18 protein-coding genes are annotated in these 23,379 nt (G+C 60.6%); 8 read left to right on the top strand and 10 right to left on the bottom strand.

The window, feature by feature from the left end; translation table 11 throughout:
- Positions 1 to 130: 130 nt before the first annotated feature.
- From RAC79_RS19440 to RAC79_RS19410, 7 genes are all read right to left on the bottom strand, one after another.
- Complete coding sequence (locus RAC79_RS19440) at positions 131 to 1,759, bottom strand: alpha-D-glucose phosphate-specific phosphoglucomutase (protein WP_174037279.1); 1,629 nt, start codon at positions 1,757 to 1,759, stop codon at positions 131 to 133.
- A gap of 4 nt (positions 1,760 to 1,763) precedes the next feature.
- Positions 1,764 to 3,206, bottom strand: a complete 1,443-nt coding sequence (gene glgA / locus RAC79_RS19435) for a glycogen synthase GlgA (protein WP_078052611.1) — start codon at positions 3,204 to 3,206, stop codon at positions 1,764 to 1,766.
- Between the two features lie 5 nt (positions 3,207 to 3,211).
- The gene (glgC, locus tag RAC79_RS19430) at positions 3,212 to 4,474 is read right to left on the bottom strand and encodes a glucose-1-phosphate adenylyltransferase (RefSeq protein ID WP_003522150.1); all 1,263 of its coding nucleotides are present in this window, start codon (positions 4,472 to 4,474) and stop codon (positions 3,212 to 3,214) included.
- Positions 4,475 to 4,495: 21 nt separating this feature from the next.
- Positions 4,496 to 6,703 (bottom strand): 1,4-alpha-glucan branching protein GlgB, encoded by a 2,208-nt coding sequence (glgB, locus tag RAC79_RS19425; protein ID WP_142845719.1) that lies wholly within the window; start codon positions 6,701 to 6,703, stop codon positions 4,496 to 4,498.
- Positions 6,703 to 9,165 carry a glycogen/starch/alpha-glucan phosphorylase gene (locus RAC79_RS19420; protein ID WP_078052613.1) on the bottom strand — a complete coding sequence of 821 codons (2,463 nt, stop codon included), beginning with the start codon at positions 9,163 to 9,165 and terminating at the stop codon, positions 6,703 to 6,705. Before RAC79_RS19420 ends, glgB begins: the two co-directional genes overlap by 1 nt.
- Positions 9,166 to 9,605: 440 nt before the next feature.
- On the bottom strand, positions 9,606 to 10,376 hold the full coding sequence (locus RAC79_RS19415) for a class II glutamine amidotransferase (RefSeq protein WP_065657371.1): 771 nt from the start codon (positions 10,374 to 10,376) through the stop codon (positions 9,606 to 9,608).
- Positions 10,377 to 11,090: an aspartate/glutamate racemase family protein gene (locus RAC79_RS19410; RefSeq protein WP_065657370.1), complete on the bottom strand. Its 714-nt coding sequence runs from the start codon at positions 11,088 to 11,090 to the stop codon at positions 10,377 to 10,379. It abuts the gene before it with no gap.
- Positions 11,091 to 11,256: 166 nt separating this feature from the next.
- Here RAC79_RS19410 and RAC79_RS19405 point away from each other — a divergent pair, with 166 nt between their 5' ends.
- Entirely contained in the window at positions 11,257 to 11,718 is a 462-nt protein-coding gene (locus RAC79_RS19405) for an Lrp/AsnC family transcriptional regulator (protein WP_003522155.1), read from the top strand.
- An 18-nt stretch (positions 11,719 to 11,736) separates the two neighbouring features.
- On the opposite strand, the gene RAC79_RS19400 is transcribed toward RAC79_RS19405, so the two are convergent.
- The 3 genes from RAC79_RS19400 to RAC79_RS19390 form a co-directional block, all read right to left on the bottom strand.
- On the bottom strand, positions 11,737 to 12,720 hold the full coding sequence (locus tag RAC79_RS19400; RefSeq protein WP_174040187.1) for an aldose 1-epimerase: 984 nt from the start codon (positions 12,718 to 12,720) through the stop codon (positions 11,737 to 11,739).
- Positions 12,721 to 12,878: 158 nt separating this feature from the next.
- The gene (locus RAC79_RS19395) at positions 12,879 to 13,772 is read right to left on the bottom strand and encodes an NAD(P)-dependent oxidoreductase (RefSeq protein ID WP_080857684.1); all 894 of its coding nucleotides are present in this window, start codon (positions 13,770 to 13,772) and stop codon (positions 12,879 to 12,881) included.
- 88 nt (positions 13,773 to 13,860) lie between these two features.
- Positions 13,861 to 14,616, bottom strand: coding sequence for an SDR family oxidoreductase (locus RAC79_RS19390; protein ID WP_174040188.1), 756 nt, complete (start codon positions 14,614 to 14,616; stop codon positions 13,861 to 13,863).
- Between the two features lie 220 nt (positions 14,617 to 14,836).
- On the opposite strand from RAC79_RS19390, the gene RAC79_RS19385 reads away from it, so the two are divergent.
- From RAC79_RS19385 to cydX, 7 genes are all read left to right on the top strand, one after another.
- Positions 14,837 to 15,868 (top strand): L-idonate 5-dehydrogenase, encoded by a 1,032-nt coding sequence (locus RAC79_RS19385; protein ID WP_080857685.1) that lies wholly within the window; start codon positions 14,837 to 14,839, stop codon positions 15,866 to 15,868.
- Between the two features lie 460 nt (positions 15,869 to 16,328).
- Entirely contained in the window at positions 16,329 to 16,907 is a 579-nt protein-coding gene (locus RAC79_RS19380; RefSeq protein ID WP_142845717.1) for a GbsR/MarR family transcriptional regulator, read from the top strand.
- Between the two features lie 17 nt (positions 16,908 to 16,924).
- Complete coding sequence (gene cydD / locus RAC79_RS19375; RefSeq protein WP_142845724.1) at positions 16,925 to 18,721, top strand: thiol reductant ABC exporter subunit CydD; 1,797 nt, start codon at positions 16,925 to 16,927, stop codon at positions 18,719 to 18,721.
- Positions 18,718 to 20,409 carry a thiol reductant ABC exporter subunit CydC gene (cydC, locus tag RAC79_RS19370; protein WP_174040189.1) on the top strand — a complete coding sequence of 564 codons (1,692 nt, stop codon included), beginning with the start codon at positions 18,718 to 18,720 and terminating at the stop codon, positions 20,407 to 20,409. Before cydD ends, cydC begins: the two co-directional genes overlap by 4 nt.
- A gap of 67 nt (positions 20,410 to 20,476) precedes the next feature.
- Positions 20,477 to 22,054: a cytochrome ubiquinol oxidase subunit I gene (locus tag RAC79_RS19365; protein WP_174040190.1), complete on the top strand. Its 1,578-nt coding sequence runs from the start codon at positions 20,477 to 20,479 to the stop codon at positions 22,052 to 22,054.
- Between the two features lie 6 nt (positions 22,055 to 22,060).
- Complete coding sequence (gene cydB / locus RAC79_RS19360; RefSeq protein WP_174040191.1) at positions 22,061 to 23,218, top strand: cytochrome d ubiquinol oxidase subunit II; 1,158 nt, start codon at positions 22,061 to 22,063, stop codon at positions 23,216 to 23,218.
- A gap of 22 nt (positions 23,219 to 23,240) precedes the next feature.
- Positions 23,241 to 23,363 carry a cytochrome bd-I oxidase subunit CydX gene (gene cydX, locus RAC79_RS19355; protein ID WP_003508602.1) on the top strand — a complete coding sequence of 41 codons (123 nt, stop codon included), beginning with the start codon at positions 23,241 to 23,243 and terminating at the stop codon, positions 23,361 to 23,363.
- Positions 23,364 to 23,379 lie beyond the last annotated feature (16 nt).

Raw genomic sequence — 23,379 nt, 5'->3', positions numbered from 1 at the left:
CACAAGGCCGAGGATGACGTCGAGTTTGGAGAGAGGTCTGTTACTACTCTCAGACGGCCTTGTGGCCGCCTCCCGTCTTTTCGATTCTGCGCCTCTCCAGCAGCAACGGCGGATGCAACTGAACAAAACCTCAGGTAATAACGCTCGGCTCGCTACGGCCGGTATGGGCCTTGATGCCGGCGATCGTATCGGCAACGGAAATCAGGTCGGCAAGCGCCTCCTGCGTTTCGATGCCGTGGCGGGCCGCATCCGGCTCGTAACGCTCGACATAAAGGCGAAGTGTGGCGCCCGCAGTGCCCGTGCCGGAAAGGCGCAGCACGATGCGCGAACCGCCTTCGAACAGGATGCGGATGCCCTGATTTTTGCTGACCGACTGATCGACCGGATCGTGATAGGCAAAATCATCCGCCGCCGCGACCTTCAGATTGCCGTAGCTGGTGCCGGGAAGCGTGGCGAGTTTTTCGCGCAGGGTTGCGACCAGCGTGTTGGCGGCGTCCGAATCCACTTCCTCATAGTCATGGCGGGAATAATAGTTGCGGCCATATTCGGCCCAGTGTTTTGTGACGATGTCCTTCACGCTTTCCTTGCGCGCGGCGACAATGTTCAGCCAGTAGAGCACGGCCCATAGGCCGTCCTTTTCGCGCACATGGTTGGAGCCGGTGCCGAAGCTTTCTTCGCCGCAGATCGTCACCTTGCCGGCATCCATGAGATTGCCAAAGAATTTCCAGCCGGTCGGCGTTTCATACATGCCAAGGCCAAGCTTTTCGGCCACACGGTCCGCTGCCGCACTCGTCGGCATCGAACGGGCAATGCCGGAAATGCCGGCGGCATAACCCGGGGCCAGTTTGGCATTGGCCGCGATGATGGCGAGGCTGTCGGACGGGGTGACGAACATGCCCTTGCCGACCACCATGTTGCGGTCGCCATCGCCATCGGAGGCCGCGCCGAAATCGGGGCCTTCCGGGCTCATGACGTCGTCATAAAGCTCCTTGGCGTGGACAAGGTTCGGGTCGGGATGATGGCCGCCGAAATCCGGCAGCGGCGTTGCGTTGCGGACGGAGCCCTTCGGCGCGCCGAGGCGCTTTTCGATGATTTCCACGGCATAGGGCCCGGTGACGGCGCTCATGGAATCGACCACGACCTTGAAACCGCCGGCGATCAGCGCGCGGATGGCGGCGAAATCGAACAGTTCTTCCATCAGGGCGGCGTAATCGGCAACCGGATCGATCACCTCGACCGTCAGTTCGTCCACCTTGAAGCTGCCCACCTTGTCGAGATCGATATCGGCGGCGTCGGAAATCTTGTAGCTGTCGATGACCTTCGAGCGGGCATAGATCGCATCGGTGATCTTTTCCGGTGCGGGGCCGCCATTGCCGATATTGTATTTGATGCCGAAATCTTCGTTCGGGCCGCCGGGATTGTGGCTGGCGGAAAGCACGATGCCGCCAAACGCCTTGTATTTGCGGATGACGTTGGAGGCGGCAGGCGTCGAGAGAATGCCACCCTGACCGACCAGAACCTTGCCGAAACCGGCAGCGGCGGCCATTTTGATCGCCTTCCGGATGACTTCGCGGTTGTAATAACGGCCGTCGCCGCCGATCACCAGCGTCTGGCCCTGAAAGCCCTCAAGCGCGTCGAAGATCGACTGGATGAAATTCTCGGCGTAATTTTCCTGTGCGAAGACTGGCACCTTCTTGCGCAGGCCGGATGTGCCCGGCTTCTGGTCCTGATAGGGCTTCGTCTGAACGGTCTTGATCATTGTTTCAATGGCCTTTCGAAATAAGCTGGCTGTAAAGCGCGGCGTAAAGACCGGCGCTCTTTTCCCAGGAAACATCGGATTTCATTCCGAGTTTCTGCATTTGTGTCCATAGTTTCGGGTCGTGGTAATAACGGACGGTCCGGCGGATCGCCTGTTTCAGACCATCGAGCGTAACGGGTGAAAACTGCACGCCGGTCGCCGATTTATTGGCGATGGCGGCGTGGTTGGCGTCGATCACCGTGTCGGCAAGGCCGCCGGTGCGGGCGACGACCGGAATGCAGCCATAGCGTAGCGCATAAAGCTGGGTGAGGCCGCAGGGTTCGAAACGCGAGGGAATGATGATCGCATCGCAGCCCGCCTGCATCAGATGCGACAGCGGCTCGTTGTAACCGACAGCAACGCCGACGCGGCCATGGTGGCGGGATGCCGCCGCCAGAAGCGCGCCTTCCAGCGCCACTTCGCCGGCGCCCAGCACCACCAGACGGCCGCCGAGGGAAACGATCTCGTCCACGGCTTCCGCCATGAGGTCGATGCCCTTCTGCCAGGTGAGGCGGGAGATGATGCAGAAAAGCGGGCTGTCATCATCGTCGATGCGGAAATGTTCGGCGACAGCCTTCTTGTTCAGCGCGCGGTTCTTGAGATTGGTGGCCGAATAATTGTCGTGGATCAGATGGTCCGTCGCCGGGTTCCAGACATCGGCATCGATGCCGTTGACGATGCCGTGCAGCACATGGGCGCGGCTGCCGATGACGCCGTGCAGGCCCATGCCGAATTGCGGGGTGAGGATTTCCTCGGCATAGGACGGGCTGACGGTGCTGAGCGCCGTTGCCGTTTGCAAGCCGCCCTTCAGGAAGCTCACATCGTTGTAATATTCGATGCCCTCCATGCCGAAGGCATGGGCGGGCAATGCAAGCTTGCTGAAGATATTCGCGCCGAACTGGCCCTGAAAAGCGATGTTGTGGATGGTGAGAAGGCTCGGAATCTCGGGCGTTTCGGCATAACGCATATAGACCGGCGCCATGGCGGCCTGCCAGTCATGGGCATGCACCATATCCGGCCGCCAGCCGGGAAGCGCGCCGGCGGCGATGCGGGCCGCAGCCAGCGACAACGCCGCGAAACGCTTCCAGTTGTCAGGGTAATCCTTACCGGTCTGGTCGAGATAAGGGCCGCCTGAGCGCTCGTAATAGGCCGGCGCATCCAGAATGAGGAGGTCGAGCCCCTCATGCCGCACTTCGAGAACATCGGCTTTTTCGCCGAGCAGATCGGTAAATTCGAAACATTTGACGGGGTCCGTCACGGCGGCTTTTACCGCCGGATATCCGGGTATCAATGTGCGCGTCGTGACGCCATGGGCTTCCAGCGCTATGGGGAGCGCGCCGGCAACGTCGGCGAGCCCTCCGGTCTTGATCAGGGGATAGATTTCGGATGAAACCGAAAGGACATTCATGGGCTCTACAGGTCCAGCTTGTCGATCATCGATTGGGTGATAAGGCAAATGCCGTTTTCGGTGCGGCGGAAACGTTTGGCATCCAGTTCTGGGTCTTCTCCAACAATCAGTCCTTCCGGAATGACCACGCCATGGTCGATGACGACATTGCTGAGCTGGGCGTGACGCCCGATCTTCACACTCGGCAGTACTACGGCATTCTCAAGGCGGGAGTATGAATTAGCGCGCACCCCGGTAAACAGCAGGCTGCGTTGCAGGGAGGCGCCGGAAATGATGCAATCGCCGGAGACGACCGAAGACACGGCCGAGCCGCGGCGATTCTCGTCATCGTGCACGAATTTCGCCGGCGGGGTGATTTCCGCATAGGTCCAGATCGGCCAGGACTTGTCGTAGATATCGAGGTCCGGCACCACATCCGTCAGGTCGATATTGGCCTGCCAATAGGCGTCGATGGTGCCGACATCGCGCCAGTAAGGGCCATGCTCGAAATCCGAACGAACGCAACTATCGGCGAAGCGATGGGCGACGGCTTTGCCGTGTTCGACGATATAGGGAATGATGTCCTTGCCGAAGTCGCGGCTGGAAGTCGGGTCGGCGGCGTCGCGGCGCAGGGCTTCCATCAGGAATTTCGTGTGGAAGACATAGATGCCCATGGAGGCGAGCGCGAATCCTTCATTGCCCGGAATGCCCGGCGGATCGGCCGGTTTTTCGATGAAGTCGATGATTTCGTCTTTTTCATTCACATGCATCACGCCGAAGCCGGTCGCTTCCATGCGCGGCACTTCAAGGCAGCCGATCGTCACGTCCGCACCGGAATCGACATGCTGCTGCAGCATGTATTCGTAATCCATTTTGTAAATGTGGTCGCCGGCGAGGATGACCATATATTCCGGCGCATAGGGCTCGATGATGTCGATGTTCTGGTAGACGGCGTCGGCCGTGCCTTCATACCATTGCGTTTCGGAAACGCGCTGGGAGGCCGGCAGGATATCGAAGCTTTCGTTACGTTCAGGGCGGAAGAAGTCCCAGCCGCGCTGCAGGTGGCGGATGAGCGAGTGCGCCTTGTATTGCGTGGCGACGCCGATGCGGCGAATGCCGGAATTGAGCGCGTTGGAGAGCGCAAAATCGATGATGCGCGCCTTGCCGCCGAAATAGACGGCGGGTTTTGCCCGGCGGTCCGTCAGCTCCTTCAGGCGGCTTCCTCTGCCGCCTGCGAGGACATAGGCCATTGCATCGCGTGCCAAAGGCTGAACTCTTTTTTCCGACATGGTGTCCTCCCTCTCTGTCTGTCAGTTTTCCGGCTCGAGCATGATCGTTGCGAGTGGCGGCAGGACGAGCATCGCCCCGATATCGCCGCCGGCATCGACCGCCTGAACGCGTCCGCCATTTCCCTTGCCGCTGCCGCCATAAATTTCGGCGTCGGTGTTGAGAATCTCCCTCCACCGCCCCGCAAGCGGAAGCGGCACATAATAGTTTTCCCGATAGACCGGCGTGAGATTGCAGATGACCGCCACCGGCTTTTCACCCGGCGCCATGCGCAGCCAGGCGAAGACGGAATTGTCGTGGTCATCAACCACAAGCCAGCGGAAACCTTCCGGTTCGCAGTCGCGGGCGTGCAAAGCGGGTTTTGAACGGTAGGTGAGGTTGAGATCGCGCACGAGGCGGCGCATGCCCTCATGCATCGGATATTGGCGCAGGTTCCAGTCGAGCGAGCCCTTTTCGCTCCATTCGCTCCATTGTGCGAATTCCTGCCCCATGAACAGCAGCTTCTTGCCGGGATAGCCCCACATGAAGGCGTAATAGGACCGCAGATTGGCGAATTTCTGCCAGTCGTCGCCGGACATCTTGGCGATCAGCGATCCCTTGCCGTGCACCACCTCGTCATGGGAAAGCGGCAGCACGAAATTTTCGCTGAAGGCGTAAAGCAGGCCGAAGGTCAGCTCCTGATGGTGGAACTTGCGATGCACCGGCTCGCGCGAGAAATAACTCAGCGTGTCGTGCATGAAGCCCATATTCCATTTGAAGCCGAAGCCGAGGCCGCCCTCGTGGACCGGCTGCGACACTTTCGGCCAGGAGGTGGATTCCTCGGCAATGGTCATGACACCCGGATGGGTGCCGTAGACGAGGGAATTCATCTTCTGCAGGAAGCGGACGGATTCGAGATTTTCCCGCCCGCCATATTCATTGGGGATCCACTCGCCTTCCTTGCGGGAATAATCGAGATAGAGCATCGAGGCGACCGCATCCACGCGCAGGCCGTCGAGATGGAATTTTTCGGCCCAATAAAGCGCATTGTTGATGAGGTAGGACATCACCTCGATGCGGCCGAAATTATAGATGGCCGTGTTCCAGTCGGGGTGAAAACCCTGACGCGGATCGGCATGTTCGTAAAGCGCCGTTCCGTCGAACCAGCGCAAGCCGTGCTCGTCGGTTGGAAAATGCGCCGGAACCCAATCGAGCAAGATGCCGATGCCGACCTTGTGAGCGCCATTGACGAAACGCGCAAAGCCCTCCGGATCGCCGAAACGGGCGGACGGCGCATAAAGCCCGGTCGTCTGGTAACCCCAGGAAGGGTCATAGGGATGTTCGGTGATGGGCAGGAACTCGATATGGGTGAAGCCCATATCCGTGCAATAGGGAATGAGCTGGGCGGCCAGTTCGTCCCAGCTCAGGAACGTGCCGTCCTCGCGCCGCCGCCAGGAGCCGGCATGCACTTCGTAAATGCTGATCGGCTGGCGGCGCTGGTCCACCTGCGCCCAATGTTCCCGGTGGGCCTGATCTTCCCATTTCTGGGTGAGTTCCGGCGCGGTGACGGAGGCGTTCTTAGGCCGCAACTCGGCGCGCCGCGCATAGGGGTCTGCCTTCAACGGCAGAAGCTCGCCGTTTGCGCCGAGGATTTCGAACTTGTAGGCACAGCCGGCATAGACGTCAGGCGCGAAGATTTCCCAGATGCCGGTATCCTTGCGGAACCGCATGACATGCCGGCGGCCATCCCAATTGTTGAAATCGCCGACGACGGAAACACGCCGCGCATTGGGAGCCCAGACGGCGAAGTGGAAACCTTCGACGCCCTCGAGCTTCAGCGGATGTGCGCCCATCCTGTCGAAGAGCCGCAGATGCGATCCTTCGCGGACGAAATAATCGTCCATGGGGCCGAGAACCGGGCCGAAACTGTAAGGGTCGGTCACCGCCCATTCGGCATCGTCGCGGCTGGCGCGATACCGCACAGGCTGCCGCTTCGAAAGATCGATGCGGCCTTCGAAAAAGCCATCCGGATCGAGCCGCTTCAATTCGCCCACGAAATTTCCGTCCAGCGTCAGGACGGAAACCTCCTCGGCGCCGGGAATGAAACAGCGGGCGGAAAACCCTTCCGGCGTTTCGTGAACGCCGAGAAGGGCAAAGGGATTGGAATGCAAACCGCTCTTGATCGCCTCGATTTCAGCCTTCGTGATGTCGCCAGTCTTTTTCTCTTCGGCCGAATTGAGCGGTTTTTTCATCAGGCTCTCCAGATCTCGGTGGCATATTGGCGGATTGTCCGGTCGGACGAGAACCAGCCCATGCGCGCCGTGTTGCGCACTGTCTTGGCATACCAGCTGTCCGGATCGCTCCAGATCGCGTCCACCTCGCGCTGCGCATTGGCATAGGCGTCGAAGTCGGCGGCGACCATGAACCAGTCGCTGTTGTAGATACCGTCGATCAGGCCGGCGAAACGGGAGCGGTCATCCGGCGAGAACACGCCGGAGGCGATGGAAGACAGCGCCTGCGACAGCTCGGCCGATCCTTCGATAATCGCGCGGGGATTGTGGCCTTCGGCGCGCGCCTTGGCCACTTCATCCGCCGTCATTCCGAAGATGACGATATTCTCCGCGCCGACATGATCGCGCATTTCGACGTTGGCGCCATCGAGCGTGCCGATGGTGAGCGCGCCGTTGAGTGCGAATTTCATGTTGCCGGTGCCGGAAGCTTCCATGCCGGCCGTCGATATCTGTTCGGAAAGGTCGGCGGCGGGAACCATGATTTCCGCAAGCGAGACGTTATAGTTCGGAACAAACACCACTTTCAGAAGCCCGCGCACGGCCGGATCGTTGTTGATGACCCGGGCAATATCGTTGGCAAGCTTTATGATCAGCTTCGCGTTGTGATAACTCGGCGCCGCCTTGCCTGCGAAGAACTTAACGCGCGGCACCCAATCCAGTTCCGGGTGGGAACGGATCTGATCGTAAAGCGCGACCGTTTCCACGAGGTTCAGAAGCTGGCGCTTATATTCATGGATACGCTTGATCTGGATGTCGAACATGGCCGAAGGATCGACGCGGATGCCCATGCGCTGCGCCACCGTATTGGCAAGCCGCACCTTGTTCAGACGCTTCACCTCGGCGAATTTTTCGCGGAAACCGGCGTCGTCGGCAAAACGGTCGAGCGCGGTGAGCTTTTCCGCATCGTCGAGGAAATCGTCGCCGATTGCTTCGCGCAGCAGGCTGGTCAGGCCCGGATTGCACTGCATCAGCCAGCGACGCGGTGTGATGCCATTGGTCTTGTTGTTGATACGCTCAGGATAAAGGCTGTGAAGGTCGGCAAAGACCGTTTCCTTCATCAGGTCTGTATGAAGGGCGGAAACGCCGTTGATGGAATGCGAGCCGATAAAGGCAAGGTTGCCCATGCGCACGCGGCGCTCGCCGCCTTCATCGATCAGCGAGATCGAACGGATCTGCTGATCCGCCATCTTCTTTTCCTTGCGGGCGTAGACCAGCGTGTTGGCGTTGATCGCATAGACGATCTGCATATGTCTTGGCAGAAGACGCTCGAGCAGCGGCACCGGCCAGCTTTCCAGCGCCTCCGGCAGAAGCGTATGGTTGGTATAGGAGAACGTGCCCTGCGTGATCTTCCACGCTTCCTCGAATTCCAGACCGTGCACATCGCACAGAAGACGCATCATTTCGGCGATGGAAATGGCCGGATGCGTATCGTTGAGCTGGATCGAGACCTTCTCGGGCAGCGAGGTGAAATCGGGATATTGCTGCAAATGGCGGCGCAGAATGTCCTGCAGCGAGGCGGAGGAGAAGAAGAACTCCTGGCGCAGGCGCAGTTCCTGACCGGCGGGCGTCGCGTCCGCAGGATAGAGAACCCGCGTCAGGCTTTCCGCCTTGTTGCTTTCGCGCAATGCACCGATATGGTCGCCGGCATTGAAGGCGGCTAGCAGAATGGGGTCGATCGGCTGCGCCGACCACAGGCGAAGCGTATTGACGCGGGTGCCGCGCCAACCGACGACCGGTGTGTCGTAAGCCATGGCGATCACGCGTTCGGCCGGTTTCCAGACGAAACGCTGCGGATCTTCATAACCGCCGATGGTTTCCACCGAGCCGCCGAAGCCGACCTCATAGGAGCTTTCGCGGCGCTCGAATTCCCAGGGGTTGCCGTGCGCCAGCCAGGTTTCCGGCAGTTCCACCTGCCAGCCATCCGCCATCTGCTGGCGGAAGAGGCCATGCACGTAACGGATGCCGTAGCCATAGGCGGGAATGTCGACGGTCGCCATGGATTCCATGAAACAGGCCGCAAGCCGGCCGAGACCGCCATTGCCGAGCGCCGCATCCGGCTCCAGACCGGCGATGACATCCAGATCGACGCCGAGCGAGGACAGGGCATCGCGGATTTCGTGCATCAGGCCGATATTGGAGATGGCGTCGCGCATCAGGCGGCCGATCAGGAATTCGAGCGACAGATAATAAACGCGCTTGGAATTATTGGCATAGGCCTTGCGGGTGGATTCCATCCACTTGTCGATGATGCGGTCGCGGACGACGAGGATGGTTGCGGTCAGCCAGTCATGCGGCTTGGCAACCTTGACGTCCTTGCCGATACGGTAGGTGAGGCGTTCGATGATTTCCGACGCCATGATTTCCGGGTTGGAACTGCGCGGGGCGGGACGGGGAAGATCGGCGGCGTTAAGATTATTGATCATTGGTCGGTCAGCACCTTGGTGGGAGGAGAGGGTCTGAGAGGTTGATCCGGCTTGCCTTTGCTGATGCCAGTTTATGCATCGATATGGAGGCGTGGCAACAGCAATTTTTTCGGAAAATTGAACAGCTTAGCGCAATGAAAAATAAGTGTTTTTCTCGGCGCCCAAAGGATCGCCGAAGGCATTGATCGCCCTGTCTGCGCCGTTCTTCAGCGAATTTTCTTGGTCCTTGCGATGCCGGGCATCGCTCGGAAAAGGGGAAGAGGCTGCAATACTTCTGAAATGGTTCACCGGTCCTGAAATCTGTTTCGAACTATCGGATCACACACTAGCCTTCGCGGTTGCGAAAATTCAATGAAAATAAACAGGGCAGCGCTGCCGCCGCGCCGACCTGTCGTGGCGCGGGTGTAAAAACCGGCTGCGATCGTCGCCAATGGCGCTGTTTACGGCAGGAGAAAAGGCTCCATCGCCATCTCGCCGGCGCGGATCGTCACCCTGGTATTGGGGGGAACGGCGCACCAGGGCGCGCAATCGAAGGAAAAGGGTTCGGAACTCAATGCGATGCCGTCGTCGAGCCCGCGCCAGTAGAGTGTCGGCGGCTTGTCGTCGCTTGACCAGCGGAAGGCATGCAGGCAATCGCCATCCATCAGCACGGCGCTGAATCGCAGCGCGGAAGAAACACCTGCCGCCATCATCTTTTCCTGGCAGAGCCGCAGCGCGGTGGAAATGGCGCGAACCGGCTCGGCATCGAGGCCATGCCCGGCGGCGATGAGGAAGATCGCTTCGCTGTCGCCGGTGCCGCGTCGCGACGCATAGATATCGTCGGGGATGAGGGAATCGATGTCGCGCCTGATCTGCTCGTAACCGCCGATCTGGCCGTTATGCATGAACAGGTATCGCCCATGCGCAAAGGGATGGCAGTTGGCGCGGGACACTTCGCCTGACGTGGCGGAGCGGACATGGGCCATGAACATGCCCGAGCGGAGCTGGTGGCAAAGCGCTGCCAGATTGGCGTCGGACCAGGCGGGCCTTGTATCGCGAAAAACGCCGGGCGTTCCGCGTTCGCCATACCAGCCAAGACCGCAGCCATCGCCATTGACGACGGTTTTCGCTTCCCTTGCGGCCATGGACTGGCTGACCAGCGATGCTTCCGGCTCGATCAGCAGACTGTCGAGCCAGACCGGCTTACCGGAATAGGCAAAGAGGCGACACATTCATGCGGCTCTGTTCAGGGCCTTGTTTCCGAGGGCGAAACCGACGGCGGCCTTCGCGTGAATGGCGGTCGAATCGTAACCCGGCAGCGGCAGGGCATCGGGATCGATCAGCAGCGAAATCTCGGTGCAGCCGAGAATGACGGAATCGACGCCGAGTGCGCGGGCCTTCTCGATGACCGCGAGATAACGCTCTCGCGAGCAGGACTTGATTTCGCCCTGGCAAAGTTCACCGAAGATGATGTCGTGAATTGCAGCCCGGTCTTCCGCATCGGGCACGACCACCTCTACGCCATGGCGGCGCATGCGGTCGGTGTAGAAACCATGTTCCATCGTGTAGCGGGTGGCGAGCAAAAGCGGCTTGCGGCGTCCGTCCGCCTTCAGGGCTGCGGCGGTTTCATCGATGATATCGATCAGCGCCACGCCGGACATCTTCTCCACGGTGTCCGCGACCAGATGCATGGTGTTGGTACAGATCAGCACGCAATCGGCGCCCGCATTGGCAAGTCGCGCGCCGGCAGCGCCCAGAAGGGCACCGGCCTCATCCCAGCGATCGGCCTTCTGAAGGGCGACGACCTCTGAAAAATCGAGCGAATGCATGACGATGTCGGCCGAAACCAGCCCGCCGCGGTTGTCACGCACGGCCTCGTTGATCATGCGGTAATAGGTTGCGGTGGATTCCCAGCTCATGCCGCCAATCAGGCCGATCCGTTTCATAAGAGTTCCCTTATCAAGTTTGATTAAAATAATAATGCCATCCTCTGGGCGAAAACGGCATGCGTTTTTGAAGGGATTTCATGGCCTAGATGTAAAATTAGGGCGTTCTTTCACTAAAGATCGCAAATTTCTTGCGCTGTTGCGCTAACCTGTGCATCCTTCGCCGATGATTGATGACCGTGACCGCCGAATCCTTGCGATTCTCCAGGAGAATGCAGAAACGCCGCTTGCAGATATTGCGGAGGAAGTGTCGCTGTCGCTGTCCGCCTGTTCGCGGCGCATTACGCGGTTGCGGGCGGAAGGTTATGTGACGGGTACGATGGCGCTGCTCGACCGGCGCAAGATCAACCTGCCGACCACGGTTTTCCTGCTGGTGAGAACCGGCCTGCATGCGGAGGACTGGCTGGACCGGTTCCATGCCGCCGTCAGCACCATACCGGAAATTGTCGAGGTTCACCGGCTGACCGGCAATTTCGACTATATTCTGAAACTCGTGCTGCCGAATGTTGAATATTACGACACGATCTACAAACAGATCCTGCGCCGCGTCGAGCTTTACGACATGTCCGCCTATATCTCGATGGAAACGGTGAAGCTGTCGTCTTCGCTGCCGACGACACATATCTGAGCGATCATCGAGCCTTGATCAGCGCCCCGTCTCGAAACGAACACCGAAGCGGAAGCTTCGCGTCTCGCCCGGTTGCAGTGTAATCGCATCCGAGAGTTCCGGCTGGTTGAAGGCGTTGGTCGGCGTTTCCACCGGTTCGAGCGCGATAGATTGGCGCCTGTCGCGGGCGAGCGTATCGCCGGTGAAGACATGCATGTGCCCGCGCTCCTGCCATACCGTCAGGCTCGAACCGTCGTGCCGGTTTTCCAGCCTCGTCTCGTAAAGCCCGTTTTCGGATGCGATGAGGTCGGTGAAGCAGACATCGAGCACATGGCCGGCCAGCGGCGTATGGAGAAAGCGGGTGTCGTCCCGTTTGATCATCCCGCCCTGTGGGTCCTGCAGGGGGATCAGATCCTCGTCTGTTTCAATTGCCGTTCGCGAGGGCAGCGTGAGGAGAAGATCATCGATAGACGTGGTGCCGGGCAGCCGGAAATAGGGATGCCAGCCGGCGGCGAAAGGCAGGGGCCGGTCATCGCGATTGATGCCGCGTATGTCGATGGTGACCTCATGGCCGGCGAAACGATATTCCACCTCGATGGCAAGCCGATAGGGATAACCCATGAAATCCGCAGGCTCTATTTCGGCGCGGAAGACGAGAATGTGAGCGCCGTTTTCCTCGAAAGACTCGGCAAGTGCGAAGGGCAGGGCTCTGGCAAATCCGTGGAAGACGAGGGCTTCATGGGCAAGCACCGGTTCAATGTGGTGCATCTGCCCGCCAAAACTGAACCGACCATCCGGGATGCGATTGGTAAAGGGGGCGAGAATGCCGTTTCTCACGCCATTTTGCGACTGCATTTCGGCAGGCGTCGAATATCCGTCGACAAGATTTTCACTTTTGCCGCCATCGGCAGAGACCGGCCGCCAGCTTAAAAGCGTCGCGCCCTCGTAAGCGATTTCGGCAGTGAAACCGTTTCCAGAAACGGTCAGACCGGCAATCCCCGTGCCTGTGGTGGAGGGTGTCATCGGGAAATTGTCCTTTGCATGCATGCGTCTGCGGTCATCGGGGCAGCTGCCGTGCCGATTCGCCCGATCATCATCGCTGAAGGACAATTTCGCAATGGCCGTTAAGGGCCCGCAAGGGCTGTATCAACAGGCTCCTGCCATCCATGTCTGCCGGGCAATCAGTCGGGAAAGGTGCGTTTCGCGCCGGTGAAATATTCCATCAGCGCGGCCTGATCCTCCCCACCCAGCCCGGCCGCCGTCAGCATGCGGTGCACCTCGGCGCAAACCGCCGTCAGCGGCATGGCAGTGTTGGTGCGCCGGGCGAGATCCTGCGCGCCGTTGAGGTCTTTTACCATATTGTCGATGCGGCCGGTGCGGCGGTAATCCTTCGCCACGTAGCGCGGCATATATTCCTGCAGGATAGCGCTGTCGGCGCGGCCGCCCTTCAGCGCCTGCGGTATTTTGGCGGCATCGACGCCGGCATCCAGCGCAAGCTGCGTTGCTTCCGCCACCGCAAGGAAGTTCAGCCCGCACAGAACCTGGTTGATAAGTTTTGTCGTCTGCCCCGCGCCGCAGGGTCCCATGTGGGTATAATTGCTGGCCACATGCCGCAGCACGCGGTGGGCATCGGCCACATCCGTTTCGCTGCCGCCGGCCATCAGCGTCAATTGCCCGATGAGCGCCTTGGGCGCGCCGCCCGAAAGCGGGCTGTCCACCCAGCGCAGGCCTTTTTCGGCGGCATCGGCCGCCAGTTCCTTCGTCGCTTCCGGATCGATGGAGGACATGTCGATGATGAGCGTGCCGGGCTTCGCCCCCGCCGCGACGCCATCCTTGCCGAAGACGGCGATGCGAACGATTTTCGGCGAATTGAGGCTGAGGATGACCACATCGGAAACCGAAGCCGCTTCCGCCGCCGTACCCGCGCTCTGTGCGCCAAGGCTCGTCAGCGCCGCCACCTTTTCCGCATCCAGATCGAAAACCGTCAGCTGATTTCCGGTCTCGGTGAGCCGTGTGCCGATTGCCCCGCCCATGGCGCCGGCGCCGATGAGGGCGACTTTGTTCTTCTCGGTCATGGTGTTCACGGCCTCCTCCCAAAGTGTCGTGGTATCGTCGGTTCAAAACCGGATGGCGGCCGCAGCCGGCCATCCGATTTCGGTGTTTTTAAAGCGAAGCGGTGATGCCGCCGTCGACATAGAGAGTATGTCCGTTCACGAAGGACGAGGCATCGGACGACAGGAAGATGCAGGCGCCGACAAGCTCTTCGACCTTGCCCCAGCGACCGGCGGGCGTGCGCTTTTCAAGCCATGCCGAGAAGGTCTCGTCCGCCACCAGTGCCGCGTTGAGCGGCGTGTCGAAATAACCGGGTGCGATGGCGTTGCATTGCAGGCCGTATTTGGCCCAGTCCGTCGCCATGCCTTTCGTCAGGTTGCCGACGGCGCCCTTGGTGGCGGTGTAGGGCGCGATGCCGGGGCGGGCAAGGGCGGTCTGAACGCTGGCGATGTTGATGATCTTGCCACGGCCGCGGCTGATCATGTGGCGCGCGGCCGCCTGTCCGGCATGGAACACCGAGGCGATGTTGGTCTGCAACAGGCGCTCGAAGGCATCTGCCGGAAAATCCTCGAGCGGCGTGCGGTGCTGCATGCCGGCATTGTTGACCAGAATATCGATGGGACCGACTTCCGCCTCGAAACCGTCGATGGCCTTGCGCACCGCTTCATGATCGGTGGCGTCGAAGGCAAGCGTTTTCGCGCCCTTGATGCCGGCGGCGGCGGCTTTCAGCTTCCCCTCGTCGCGCCCGTTCAGCACCACTTCCGCTCCGGCTTCCGCCAGCCCTTGCGCCAGCGCGAAGCCGATGCCCTGGGACGAACCCGTGATCAGGGCGCGGCGGCCGGAAAGATCGAACAATTTAAGGCCCACTGTTTCCTCCAGTCTCTCGACATTGCATTCATACAGGTTTATGTTATCGATAACATTCATCCCTTTCAGACGTGGATGTCAAGGCTTAAACGCCCGGTTTCGGTACGGATTGGGCGGGCGGGGAGGCCGCACGACGTGCAAATGCGCGGCAGGCGGCGGTGACAGGGATGCGGATTATTTTGTCGCGCCGCTCAGGCGCGATGTCGAACGGGAGATATTTATGAGAGCGATTGTTGCCCATGGGGCGAAGGATGTGCGCATCGAGGAGCGGCCCGAGGAAGCGCCGGGCCCGGGAGAAGTGCGGCTTCGTCTGGTCCGGGGCGGAATTTGCGGCAGCGATCTGCATTATTACAACCATGGCGGCTTCGGCGCGGTGCGGCTTCGTGAACCCATGGTGCTCGGCCATGAGGTCTCCGCCGTCATCGAAGAACTGGGCGAGGGCGTGGAAGGGTTGAAGGTCGGCGGTCTGGTTGCCGTTTCGCCTTCCCGCCCATGCCGAACCTGCCGCTTCTGCCAGGAAGGCTTGCACAACCAGTGCCTCAACATGCGCTTTTATGGCAGCGCCATGCCTTTCCCGCATATTCAAGGCGCTTTCCGTGAGGTTCTGGTGGCCGACGCCCTGCAATGCGTGCCGGCCGATGGGCTTAGCGCTGGCGAGGCGGCCATGGCGGAGCCGCTGGCGGTAACGCTGCATGCCACGCGCCGCGCTGGCGATTTGCTGGGGAAACGCGTGCTCGTCACCGGCTGCGGCCCTATCGGCATTCTGTCCATTCTGGCCGCGCGCCGCGCCGGCGCCGCTGAAATCGTCGCCACAGACCTTTCGGATTTCACGCTCGCCAAGGCGAAAGAAGCGGGTGCGGATCGTGTTATCAACAGCAAGGATGAGCCCGACGCACTTGCCGCTTACGGCGCGAACAAGGGCACTTTCGACGTTCTTTACGAATGCTCGGGCGCGGCCGTGGCGCTTGCCGGCGGCATTGCGGCGCTTCGTCCGCGCGGCATCATCGTCCAGCTCGGCCTTGGCGGCGATATGAGCCTGCCGATGATGGCGATCACCGCCAAGGAACTGGATCTACGCGGCTCTTTCCGCTTCCACGAGGAATTCGCCACCGGGGTCGAATTGATGCGCAAGGGCCTGATCGACGTCAAGCCGTTCATCACCCAGACCGTCGATCTCGCCGACGCCATCTCGGCCTTCGAATTCGCCTCGGACCGCAGCCGTGCGATGAAGGTGCAGATCGCTTTTTCGTAAGTAAGGTTTCTACGCGCGAATGCGCCGACGTTTTGATCGGCGGCGGGTCATCCCGCCGCCGATTTTTTCGGCGGGTTCTTGCCCGTGGAGACTCGTGAAGATGTTATCGATATCATCAAATGCTTTAGGCACGTCATTCCGGCCTTGAGCCGGAATCCAGCCGACGCGCGTCTGCGCGGCGAGAGAGTCCTTTCAGCCCAAGGACTTGGGCTGGCTGGATTCCGGCTCAAGGCCGGAATGACGGTGGGAAAGTGACGGACGCCAGCAAACGCTCCAGCCTGTCATACCCCCCAACACGATCGCCGCATATTTGGCTCCGGGCTGCACCCACGACCGTCTTTACCGACGTCGTCTCTGCCCATTTGCACATTTTGACGCAGGTCAAAAAGGTGATTTGCCGCTCGTCGTTTTTTGCGTTATCGAAATTTCAGAAATTACTGAAAATTCAGGAAACGTAAAAATGCCGACCAACTTGTCCCCGCTCGTTCAGTCCTTCGTGCTGCATTTCGGTGAGATGGGCAGCCGCTGGGGCATCAACCGCACTGTCGGCCAAGTCTATGCTTTGCTTTATATTTCGCCGCAGCCATTGTGTGCGGACGAGATTGTGGAGGCGCTCGGCATCTCCCGTTCCAACGTGTCGATGAGTCTGAAGGAGTTGCAGGCGTGGAACCTTGCAATTCTCAAGCATTTTCCCGGCGACCGGCGCGATTTTTTCACGACGCCTGACGATGTCTGGCAAATTCTCCGCACCCTTGCCGAAGAGCGCAAGAAGCGCGAGATCGATCCCACGCTCAGCGTGCTACGCGAAATTCTGATGGAAACGCCGGAAAACGAAGATGAGCGGCATGCGCAAAAGCGCATCGACGAGATGAAGACGCTGATCGAGCAACTGACCGGCTGGTATGACGATGTGAAGCGGCTGGAGACGGAAAGGCTGGCTTCGCTTCTGGCGCTCGGTTCGAAGGTTACGAAGCTTCTGGAGGCCAAGGACAAGATCGTCTCCCTCGCCAGACCCCGTGGCACGAAGAAGGATGGGTGAGGAGATCGGCCGTGAGCATGTCCGTGGAAATCCGCCAGGGGGCCGATGGTGACGGCGCAGCCTGTCCCGCTCCGGTTGGAGTCTCGCCCGATGCGACGCGTCGGCGCTTCTTCAGCAATGCCAATCGCAAAACCTCTCGCGACAGAGCCGCCGGGCGGGTGAAAATGACAAGCGTGCCGGCGGTTGGAAAATCCGTTGCCTTGCTGCATGTGCTGGCGGCTTTGCTCTGGCTGCCGCAGGCAGGTTTGCTTGCCTTTTCAGTCGGAAGAATTGCCGATGGCGCGCCGATGATGGCGATCGTGCCGGCTGCGGCCGCGGTTCTCATCCTCGGCCTCATCAAGGCATGGCTGGAAAAGATCGCGGCGCGGCTGTCGTTTCGTGCCGCTCGTGCGGCGCTGTCGCAGCGGCGGCTGGAAGCACTGCAGGCCGTGGCGAAGGTTTCCCCGCTCGATCTGTCGCGCACCGCCTCCGGTGAGGCGGCAGGCGTCGTGGCCGAGGCGGCGGAAGCGCTGGTGCCTTATCTTTCCCGTTTCCAGCCGGCGCGGATGAAGGCGACCATCGTGCCGCTGGTTTTCGTGCTGGCGATCCTGCCCTTTACCTGGATTGCGGCACTGGTGCTGCTGCTCGCCATGCCAACCATCCCGCTTTTCATGGCGCTCATCGGCTGGCAGGCCAAGGCCGCCAGCGAAAAGCAGCTTGCGGAGACGGGCAATATGAATGCATTCCTGCTCGATCGCCTGCGCGGGCTGGAAACGATCCGCACGCTTAAAGCAGTCGATCTGACGGCGGAACGTCTCAGCACCGATGCGCAGAACCTGAAGAAGCGGACGATGGCGGTGCTCAGGATCGCCTTTCTCTCCTCGGCGGTGCTGGAGCTTTTCGCAGCGCTCGGCGTTGCCATGACCGCCGTCTATATCGGTTTTCATCTGCTCGGTTTTCTCGATTTCGGCGCCTGGGGCGAGAAGCTGACACTTGCCGAAGGCCTCTTCATCCTGCTTCTGGCACCGGCCTTTTTCGAGCCGCTGCGGGAACTCTCCGCTGTCTGGCACGACCGCGCGGCCGGTGAAGCCGCACTTGATGCGCTCGGCAAATTGACGGCCGGCGGTGCGGCAATCGCGGGTGAGGGCGCGGATGTGGCGTCTGTCCCATCCCCGATGCCCGGCCTGCTGGAGATCGACAATCTCTCCTTCGCTTATCCAAGCAACCCACCTGTCATCCAAAATCTCAACCTGACCGTTCAGCAGGGTGAGCGGGTAGCAATTCTTGGGCCTTCCGGTTGTGGCAAATCCACTGTACTCTCCTTGATTGCCGGGCTGGCCGAGGCTGGAGAGGGCTCGATGAGGATCGGCGGCGTCAAGCTCGATAATGCGACGGCGGATGGGCTGCGCAGGACGATTGGCTGGGTCAGCCAGAAGCCGTTCTTTTTTGCCGGTTCGCTAAAGGCGAATATTCGCTTCGGCCGTTCGGTTGTCAGCGATGGCATCGTGGAAGAGACGCTGTGCCGCACCGGGCTCGATGGCTTGTCGCAGGCGCGCCGGCGCCTGCAGATCGGCGATGGCGGATATGGAATCTCGGGCGGGGAGGCGGTGCGGCTTGCCATTGCGCGTGCTTTCGCAGACCCCGCAACGCAGCTTGTTCTGGCCGATGAGCCGACAGCCCATCTCGACCGGGAAACGGCTGCCCTTGTCACGGAAAACCTGCTGCAACTGGCAAATGGCAGGACATTGATCGTCGCGACCCATGATCCGGTGCTTGCGGCGCGCATGGACAGGATCGTGGATATGACGGCGATCCATTCGAGGGGGCAGCCATGATCGCGCGTTTTGCGATATTGAAACCCATTATCGGCCTGTTCTGGTCGGCGCGGCGCGGCATGCTGCTGGCGGGCGCGGCTCTGGCGGTAACGACGGTGCTGGCTGGCATCGGCCTTCTCGGCGTTTCCGGCTGGTTCATCACCGCAACGGCAATTGCCGGTCTTCTGCCGGCGACTGCCTATGCCTTCGATGTCTTTGCGCCTTCGGCCGCCATTCGTCTTCTGGCGCTGGCGCGCACCGCCGCCCGTTACGGCGAACGCATGACGACCCATGACGCCACGCTTTCCGTGCTTGCAGCACTTCGGGAAAAGCTGTTTCGCGGCTTTGCCGCGCCGCAGGCCGCGAAATCCCTGGAGGCGAGGCCTGCGCGCCTGCTGAACCGGCTGACGGCGGATATCGATGCGCTGGATTCGCTTTATCTGCGCGTGCTGGTTCCCGCTGCCGTGGCGATCCTTGCCGCAATCGCGACAGGCCTCGGGCTTGCTTTTCTCCATCCTCTGGCGGGCATTCTGGCGGCGGTTTTCCTCGTCGCGGCGGGGCTTGGAATTTCGGTTCGCGCCGCCTTGCGGGCGGAAACATTCTCGCGCCGCCGGGCAATCGGGCTGGAAGCCCTTCGGGCCCGCACGGCCGATCTCGTGAGCGGGCAGACGGAGCTTTTGACCACCGGCCGCCTTTCCGCGCAGGTCGCGGCGGTAAAGCGGGCGGATGACTACCTCTCTGCCTGCGATGATACCCTGAACCGCATCGAAATCAGTGCCGGTTTTTCCTTCGGTGTTTCAGCGGCCCTTCTTTTGAGCGCCGCCCTTCTCGGCATGGCCTGGCTTGCGGAACAGGGGGCGGTGAACGCGCCGACCGCGGCTCTCGGGCTGCTCGTCTGTTTTGCCGCGCTGGAGCCTTTTACGGCGCTGCGTCGTGGAGCGATGGAACTTGGGCGCACGCTGTTTTCCGCAAGGCGCATTGCGCCGCGTCTTTCGGCAACGTCTGAAGGCCGCTGTCCCGTCTCGCCGGTCGACGGCATGGCGGCAGAGCTAAAAAACGTGCGTCTGGAGCGGGAAGGGAACGACAATCCGGTCCTGACGAATATCAACCTTGCAATCGCCTCCGGGGAACGGGTTGCCATCATCGGCCAGAGCGGTGCGGGCAAGACAAGCCTCATCCAGCTTCTGGCGGGTGAATTGCGGCCGGCTACGGGCACGGTCAACGCCCTGCCGTCCACTCTTATGACGCAGCGAAGCCAGCTTTTCCGCGACAGCATCGCCGACAATCTGCGGCTGGCGAAACCCACCGCAACCGGGGCCGAATTATGGGACGCGCTCGAGGCGGCAGGCCTTGCCGAACACGTCAAAACCTTGGCCGCCGGGCTGGAGACAAGGCTTGGCGAGGCGGGCCAGGGACTTTCCGGCGGCCAGTCGCGCCGGCTCGCGCTCGCCCGTTTCCTGCTCGCCGACCGGCCGCTCTGGCTTCTTGATGAGGTGACGGAAGGGCTGGATGGTGACACCGCCCGCGACGTGCTCACCCGGCTGTTTGCGAGGGCGCAGCGAAAGACTGTCGTGATGATCACCCATAATCGCCGCGAGGCGGAATTTGCCGATCGCATCATCGTGCTGAAAGAGGGGCGTCAATTTGATGAATGTCAAAGCGGCACCCCGGAATACGGCGTAGTGCTGGAGACACTGCGCCCGGACTGAGATTTTTTGAGAGCCGGCGTCGTCTTTGAAATGGAAGGCCGGCCTTCCGGAAAAGGTGGATAGGACTATGGAACTCGACATAGTGGCGCTGTCGCGCCTGCAATTTGCAGTGACGGCTTTATATCACTTTCTGTTCGTTCCCCTGACGATCGGACTGTCGGTGGTGATCGCCATCATGGAAACGGTCTATGTCATGACCGGCCGCACGGTCTGGCGGCAGATGACGAAATTCTGGGGCACCCTGTTCGGCATCAACTTCGTGCTCGGCGTTTCCACCGGCATCGTCATGGAATTCCAGTTCGGCATGAACTGGAGTTACTACAGCCACTATGTCGGCGATATTTTCGGTGCGCCGCTGGCCATCGAGGGCATGATGGCCTTCTTCCTGGAAGCCACCTTCGTCGGCCTGTTCTTTTTCGGCTGGGACAAGCTGTCGAAACTCGGCCATCTCGTCGCGACATGGTGCGTGGCGCTCGGTTCGAATTTTTCGGCGCTATGGATATTGATCGCCAATGGCTGGATGCAGAACCCGACGGGATCGGCCTTCAATCCCCAGACCATGCGCATGGAAGTGACTGACTTCTTCGAGGTCCTGTTCAACCCGGTGGCGCAGGCGAAGTTCGTCCACACGGTGTCTGCGGGTTATGTCACGGCCTCCATCTTCGTCCTCGGTGTTTCGGCCTGGTATGTGCTGAAAGGCCGTCATGTCGATCTTGCCAAGCGCTCGATGACGGTTGCCGCCTCCTTCGGTCTGGCGTCCGCGCTGTCGGTCGTCGTGCTGGGTGATGAAAGCGGCTATCTCTCCACCGAACACCAGAAGATGAAGCTCGCCTCCATCGAGGCCATGTGGGAAACCGAGCCGGCCCCGGCACCCTTCACGGCCATTGGTTTTCCCGATCAGGAAGCACGCGAAACGCATTTCGCGGTGAAGATCCCGTGGGTGATGGGCCTCATCGGCACCCGCTCGCTCGACACGCAAATTCCGGGCATCAACGATCTGGTGGAGCAGGCCAAGACCCGCATCCGCGACGGTATCAAGGCCTATGACGCGCTGATGCAGATACGGGCCACCGGTAAGGGCGCGGAGTTGCCGGAAGAGGTGCGCGGCACCTTTGCCGAACTCGGCCATGAGCTCGGTTATGCCCTGCTGCTGAAACGATATGTCGACGATCCGCGCCAGGCGAATGAAGAGCAGATCGCCAAGGCGGCGGCGGATACGATTCCGCATGTGCCGACCCTGTTCTGGTCGTTCCGCATCATGGTCGGCCTCGGTATGTTCTTCATCCTGCTGACGGCGACTTTCTTCTATCTCTCGGCCCGCCGCCGGCTGGATCATTACCCACTGCTGCTGAAAGTGGCGGTCTTCGCCATTCCTTCGCCGTGGATCGCGGCGGAAATGGGCTGGGTGGTGGCCGAATTCGGCCGCCAGCCATGGATCATCGAGGGCGTGCTGCCCACGGCCGCGGCCGTCTCCAGCCTCAGCGCCTCCACGGTCCTCATCACGCTCCTGTGTTTCATCGCCATCTACACGGTGCTGTTCATCGTCGAAATGGGGCTGATGCTGAAGGCGATCCGCAAGGGGCCCGAGCCGGACCATGAGCCGGAAGCGCCGCTCGTTCCTGAAAAACTCGTCGCTGCGGAGTAAACGATCATGATATTGCACCAACTCATCGACTACGAAATCCTCCGCGTCATCTGGTGGCTGCTGCTTGGCGTGGTGCTGATCGGTTTTGCCGTGACCGGCGGTTTCGATCTCGGTACCGGCGCGTTGCTGCCCTTCGTGGCGAAAACGGATATCGAGCGGCGTGTCGTCATCAATTCCATCGGCCCCGTTTGGGAAGGCAATCAGGTCTGGCTCATCCTTGGCGGCGGCGCGATCTTCGCCGCGTGGCCGCCGCTTTATGCAGTGTCGTTTTCAGGGTTTTACCTGGCGATGTTCGCCACCCTGTTTGCGCTGATCCTGCGGCCGGTCGGTTTCAAATATCGCTCCAAGCGGGAAAGCGCCGCCTGGCGCACCGGCTGGGACTGGGCGCTCTTCATCGGCGGCTTCGTTCCGGCGCTAATCTTCGGCGTGGCCATCGGCAATGTGCTGCAGGGCGTTCCCTTCCACCTCAATGACGACCTCAGGATTTTCTACGATGGCACGACGCTGTTCGAGCTTCTGAACCCTTACGCCATCCTCTGCGGCCTCGTATCCGTCGCCATGCTCGTCATGCACGGTGCCGCATGGCTGGTGCTGAAGACGGATGGTCCAGTCGCGGCCCGTGCTCGCGGTTTCGGCAGCATCGCGGCGCTTGCCACCACCGTTCTTTTTGCGCTCGGCGGCGTCTTTCTGTGGCTCGGTGTCGATGGTTATCGCTTCACCTCGGAGGTCGTCACCGACGGTCCGTCCAATCCGCTGTCGAAGACGGTAGAGGTTGCGGGCGGTGTCTGGTTTGCCAATTATGCGGCGCATCCCTGGATGATGCTGGCGCCGGCGCTCGGTCTTGTCTTCCCACTCGTCGCTTTCGTCTTGCTCCGGGTCCGTAGGGAAGTGCTGGCACTGCTTTCCAGCTCGCTCGCCATTTTCGGCATCATCGCAACGGTGGGGCTGACGATGTTTCCCTTCATCCTGCCGTCTTCGGTCGATCCGAAATCGAGCCTGACGGTCTGGGATGCATCTTCCAGCCATATGACGCTGTTCATCATGCTGGTCGTCGCCCTCATCTTCATCCCGATCATCGTCGCCTATACGTCATGGGTCTATCGCGTGCTGTGGGGCAAGGTGGATGAAAAGGCGATCCGCGACGATAGCGGTCATGCTTATTGATTAAGAAAGAAGGAGATCGAACATGTGGTATTTCGCCTGGCTGCTCGGCCTGCCTCTCGCCGCCATCTTCGCCGTCATGAACGCCATGTGGTATGAGTTGATGGAAGAAAACGCGAAAAAGGCCGAAGCGAAGCTGGATAAATAGGGCTTCGGCGGAAGCC

It is taken from the genome of Agrobacterium sp. LR_9, assembly GCF_041954855.1.
GTDB lineage: Bacteria > Pseudomonadota > Alphaproteobacteria > Rhizobiales > Rhizobiaceae > Agrobacterium > Agrobacterium leguminum.
The sequence above is the reverse complement of the archived record's forward strand: the minus strand, read 5'-3'. Positions and strand labels throughout refer to the sequence as shown.

What these genes read in the sequence shown, in the direction of transcription:
- RAC79_RS19440 (WP_174037279.1), bottom strand. Translation starts at nt 1,759, where the DNA reads ATGATCAAGACCGTTCAGACGAAGCCCTATCAGGACCAGAAGCCGGGC.
- glgA (WP_078052611.1), bottom strand. Translation starts at nt 3,206, where the DNA reads ATGAATGTCCTTTCGGTTTCATCCGAAATCTATCCCCTGATCAAGACC.
- glgC (WP_003522150.1), bottom strand. Translation starts at nt 4,474, where the DNA reads ATGTCGGAAAAAAGAGTTCAGCCTTTGGCACGCGATGCAATGGCCTAT.
- glgB (WP_142845719.1), bottom strand. Translation starts at nt 6,703, where the DNA reads ATGAAAAAACCGCTCAATTCGGCCGAAGAGAAAAAGACTGGCGACATC.
- RAC79_RS19420 (WP_078052613.1), bottom strand. Translation starts at nt 9,165, where the DNA reads ATGATCAATAATCTTAACGCCGCCGATCTTCCCCGTCCCGCCCCGCGC.
- RAC79_RS19415 (WP_065657371.1), bottom strand. Translation starts at nt 10,376, where the DNA reads ATGTGTCGCCTCTTTGCCTATTCCGGTAAGCCGGTCTGGCTCGACAGT.
- RAC79_RS19410 (WP_065657370.1), bottom strand. Translation starts at nt 11,090, where the DNA reads ATGAAACGGATCGGCCTGATTGGCGGCATGAGCTGGGAATCCACCGCA.
- RAC79_RS19405 (WP_003522155.1), top strand. Translation starts at nt 11,257, where the DNA reads ATGATTGATGACCGTGACCGCCGAATCCTTGCGATTCTCCAGGAGAAT.
- RAC79_RS19400 (WP_174040187.1), bottom strand. Translation starts at nt 12,720, where the DNA reads ATGACACCCTCCACCACAGGCACGGGGATTGCCGGTCTGACCGTTTCT.
- RAC79_RS19395 (WP_080857684.1), bottom strand. Translation starts at nt 13,772, where the DNA reads ATGACCGAGAAGAACAAAGTCGCCCTCATCGGCGCCGGCGCCATGGGC.
- RAC79_RS19385 (WP_080857685.1), top strand. Translation starts at nt 14,837, where the DNA reads ATGAGAGCGATTGTTGCCCATGGGGCGAAGGATGTGCGCATCGAGGAG.
- RAC79_RS19380 (WP_142845717.1), top strand. Translation starts at nt 16,329, where the DNA reads ATGCCGACCAACTTGTCCCCGCTCGTTCAGTCCTTCGTGCTGCATTTC.
- cydD (WP_142845724.1), top strand. Translation starts at nt 16,925, where the DNA reads ATGTCCGTGGAAATCCGCCAGGGGGCCGATGGTGACGGCGCAGCCTGT.
- cydC (WP_174040189.1), top strand. Translation starts at nt 18,718, where the DNA reads ATGATCGCGCGTTTTGCGATATTGAAACCCATTATCGGCCTGTTCTGG.
- RAC79_RS19365 (WP_174040190.1), top strand. Translation starts at nt 20,477, where the DNA reads ATGGAACTCGACATAGTGGCGCTGTCGCGCCTGCAATTTGCAGTGACG.
- cydB (WP_174040191.1), top strand. Translation starts at nt 22,061, where the DNA reads ATGATATTGCACCAACTCATCGACTACGAAATCCTCCGCGTCATCTGG.
- cydX (WP_003508602.1), top strand. Translation starts at nt 23,241, where the DNA reads ATGTGGTATTTCGCCTGGCTGCTCGGCCTGCCTCTCGCCGCCATCTTC.